Origin of the sequence: Paracoccus sphaerophysae (genome assembly GCF_000763805.1) — a bacterium.
Lineage (GTDB): Bacteria > Pseudomonadota > Alphaproteobacteria > Rhodobacterales > Rhodobacteraceae > Paracoccus > Paracoccus sphaerophysae.
Window position 1 is genome coordinate 1 of record NZ_JRKS01000119.1, and the last position, 3,859, is coordinate 3,859.

The 3,859-nt window shown below is 68.2% G+C and carries 2 protein-coding genes and 1 pseudogene; all 3 read left to right on the top strand.

From position 1 onward, the window contains the following. Positions 1 to 146: 146 nt before the first annotated feature. Entirely contained in the window at positions 147 to 1,331 is a 1,185-nt protein-coding gene (locus tag IC63_RS16580; protein ID WP_036722674.1) for an ABC transporter substrate-binding protein, read from the top strand. 143 nt (positions 1,332 to 1,474) lie between these two features. After that, on the top strand, positions 1,475 to 2,659 hold the full coding sequence (locus IC63_RS16585) for an ABC transporter substrate-binding protein (protein ID WP_036722676.1): 1,185 nt from the start codon (positions 1,475 to 1,477) through the stop codon (positions 2,657 to 2,659). Between the two features lie 161 nt (positions 2,660 to 2,820). Next, a pseudogene (locus tag IC63_RS16590) lies at positions 2,821 to 3,597 on the top strand (ABC transporter ATP-binding protein); the annotation flags it as partial. Positions 3,598 to 3,859 lie beyond the last annotated feature (262 nt).

The window sequence follows — 3,859 nt, forward strand, 5'->3', positions numbered from 1 at the left end:
GGGGGGGCGGGGGGGCGGCGGCGGGCGCCCCGCCCTCACGGAAAGCTTTTCTTTCGCACGGCCGTTGCCTAGTCTCCGGCTCCAGAACGACACCGCTGCCCACGGGGCTTCCCACGGGGCTTCCCACAGGGGGAAAAGGACCGACAATGAAAAAACTGCTTATCGCCAGCGCCGCCATTGCGCTGACCGCCGGGATGGCTTCGGCCGAGGACATCAAGATCGGGATCTCGATGGGCTTCACCGGGCCGCTGGAATCGATGTCGCCGGCGATGGCCAGCGGCGCCGAACTGGCGATCAAGGAAGTCAGCGATTCGGGCAAGCTGCTGGACGGATCGACCGTCACCGCCATCCGCGCCGACAACACCTGCGCCGATGCGGCCGCGGCCGTCACCGCCGTCGAACGGCTGGTCACCGCGGACAAGGTGAACGGCATCGTCGGCGGGATGTGTTCGGGCGAAACCATCGCGACGCTGGAAAAGGTCGGGGTGCCGAACGGCGTGGTGATGATCTCGCCCTCGGACACCTCGCCGGCGCTGACCACCATCGACGACAAGGGCTTCTTCTTCCGCACCTCGCCGTCCGACGCCCGCCAGGGCGAGGTGATGGCCGACATCGCCACCGAACACGGCGTCAAGAACGTGGCGATCACCTATACCAACAACGACTACGGCAAGGGGCTGGCCGAATCCTTCAAGGCCGCGTTCGAGAAGAAGGGCGGGAAGGTCACAATGATCGCCGCCCATGACGACGGCAAGGCCGACTATGCGGCCGAGGTCGGCGCGCTGGCCGCGGCCGGCGGCGACGCGCTGGCGGTGGTCGGCTACGTCGATCAGGGCGGCTCGGGGATCACCCGCGGGGCGCTGGATTCGGGCGCCTTCTCGACCTTCATCTTCCCCGACGGGATGGTGGGCCAGGCGCTGGTCGACAAGTTCGGCGCCGAGCTGGAGACCTCGTTCGGCCAGATGCCCTCCTCCGAGGGCGAGGGCCGCGACAAGTTCGTCGAGGCGGCCAAGGCCGGCGGCTTCGACGGCAGCTCGGTCTTTTCGGGCGAGGCCTATGACGCGGCGGCGCTGATGATGCTGGCGATGCAGGCGGCCAAGTCGTCCGACCCCAAGGTCTACAAGGACAAGATCATGGAAATCGCCAACGCGCCGGGCGAAAAGATCGGCGCGGGCGAACTGGCCAAGGGGCTGGAGCTGCTCGCCGCGGGCACCGACATCGACTATGACGGCACCTCGGCGGTCGAGCTGGTGGAACCGGGCGAAAGCGCCGGCACCTACCGCGAGCTGGACTTCAAGGGCGGTACCATGAACACCGTCAAGGTCCGCTGAACCGGATCGCCCCGGCCCGCCATCCGCGCGGGCCGGGGCTCCCCCGACCCGTGGCACGAGAGGAGACGCGCGCGGGCCCGGGCAACGACTCGGCAGACCGGAGCAAACCGGCATCCGCATGAGATCAACAGGGAGAATGCACCATGAACCGTTTTCTGATCGCCACCGCCGCGCTGGCGCTGGCCGCCGGCGGTGCGCTGGCCGAGGATATCAAGCTTGGCGCCTCGCTGGGCTTTACCGGCCCGCTGGAATCGATGGCGCCGTCGATGCTGAAGGGCGTGGAACTCGCCGCCAAGGAGGCCACGGACTCCGGCAAGCTGCTGGACGGGTCAAAGGTGTCGGTCGTGCAGGCCGACAACACCTGCGCCGATGCGGCGGCCTCGGTCACCGCCGTCGAACGGCTGGTGACCGCCGACAAGGTCAACGGCATCGTCGGCGGCATGTGCTCGGGCGAAACCATCGCCAGCCTTGAAAAGGTGGCGGTGCCGAACGGAATGGTGATGATCTCGCCCTCGGCGACCTCGCCGGCGCTGAGCACCATCGACGACAAGGGCTTCTTCTTCCGCACCGCGCCCTCGGATGCCCGCCAGGGCGAGGTGATGGCCGACATCATCACCGACCGCGGCATCAAGAACGTGGCCGTGACCTATACCAACAACGACTATGGCAAGGGGCTGGCGGACAGCTTTGCCACCGCCTTCAAGGCCAAGGGCGGCACGATCACGGTCAGTTCGCCCCATGACGACGGCAAGGCCGACTATGCGGCCGAAGTCGGCGCGCTCGCCTCGGCCGGCGGCGAGGCGCTGGTCGTCGCGGGCTATGTCGACCAGGGCGGGTCGGGCATCGTGCGCGGGTCGCTGGATGCGGGGTCCTTCGACACCTTCGTGTTCACCGACGGCATGATCAGCCAGACGCTGGTCGACAAGTTCGGGGCCGAGCTGGAGAAATCCTTTGGCCAGAACCCCTCGGCCGAGGGCGAGGGCCGCGACAAGTTCACTGCTGACGCCAAGGCGGCGGGCTTCGAGGGCTCGGATGCCTTTGCGGCCGAAGCCTATGACGGCGCGGCGCTGCTGATGTTCGCCATGCAGGCGGCGAAATCGTCCGATCCCAAGGTCTACAAGGACAAGGTTCTGGACGTGGCCAACGCGCCGGGCGAAAAGATCCTGCCCGGCGAGATCGCCAAGGGGCTGGAATTGCTGGCCGCAGGGACGGACATCGACTATGTCGGCGCAACCGCCGTCGAACTGGTCGGTCCCGGCGAAAGCGCCGGCACCTATCGCGAGGTCGACTTCAAGGGCGGCAAGCTGAACGCGGTCAAGACGCACTGACCGCGATCTGCTGGGAATGACGGCAAGGGCCGCGGGGTCGCCTTGGGGCGCACCAGCGGCCCGCATCCGATGACGACCCAGCCCTGCGCTGGTCGCGTCGCCGGTGAAGCGAAGGCCCGGGTGAGACGAGGGCCCCGGGTGAGACGAGGGAACCACGACGCATGATCCAGGTCCATGACCTGCACCGGCATTTCGGCGGCTTTCGCGCCGTCGATGGCGCCAGCCTGACGATCGAGACCGGCTCGATCACCGGGCTGATCGGCCCCAACGGCGCCGGCAAATCCACCCTGTTCAACGTGATTGCGGGGGTCCTGCCGCCGACCTCGGGCCGCGTCGTCATGGATGGCGAGGACATCAACGGCCTGCCGCCGCACGCGCTGTTTCACAAGGGGCTGCTGCGCACCTTCCAGATGGCGCACGAGTTTTCCACCATGACGGTCCGCGAGAACCTGATGATGGTGCCCGCCGGCCAGGCCGGCGAGACACTGTGGAACACCTGGTTCGGCCGCCGCCGGATCGCCGAGCAGGACCGCGCCCTGCGCGCCAGGGCCGACGAGGTGCTGGACTTCCTCACCATCAGCCACGTCGCCGAGGAAAAGGCAGGCAACCTGTCCGGCGGCCAGAAGAAGCTGCTGGAACTGGGCCGAACGATGATGGTGGACGCCAAGATCGTGTTCCTGGACGAGGTCGGCGCAGGGGTGAACCGCACCCTGCTGATGACCATCGCCGACGCCATCATCCGGCTGAATCGCGAACGCGGCTATACCTTCTGCGTGATCGAACACGACATGGATTTCATCGGCAAGCTGTGCGATCCGGTCATCGTGATGGCCGAGGGCAAGGTGCTGGCCGAGGGCCCCGCCGACAGCATCATGGCCAACGAGGCGGTGATCGAGGCCTATCTGGGCCGCGGGCTGAAGAACAAGGTGATGGTCGAGACCGCCGAGGAAACCCGCTTGGGCGAAAGCCATGGCGTTCAGCCAGGGCTGGGCGACGAGGCCGGGCATGGCGGCGACGGCCTGCCCGCGACCGACGCGGCCGGCCGGCGGCTGGACGGGCGGCCGTGGCTGGCGGGGGGTGCGGCTGCGGCTTCCGCTGGGACCGGGGGTGGTGCGACTGCGGGTGGTGCGACTGTGGGCGCCGCTGGCACGGCACCCACCCCTGGCGCTGTGCCTGCACCGGCGGCGGCCGCGCCCCCTC

Bases quoted from the DNA above. Each gene is read 5' to 3' on its own strand.
- IC63_RS16580 (WP_036722674.1), top strand. From the start codon at position 147: ATGAAAAAACTGCTTATCGCCAGCGCCGCCATTGCGCTGACCGCCGGG.
- IC63_RS16585 (WP_036722676.1), top strand. From the start codon at position 1,475: ATGAACCGTTTTCTGATCGCCACCGCCGCGCTGGCGCTGGCCGCCGGC.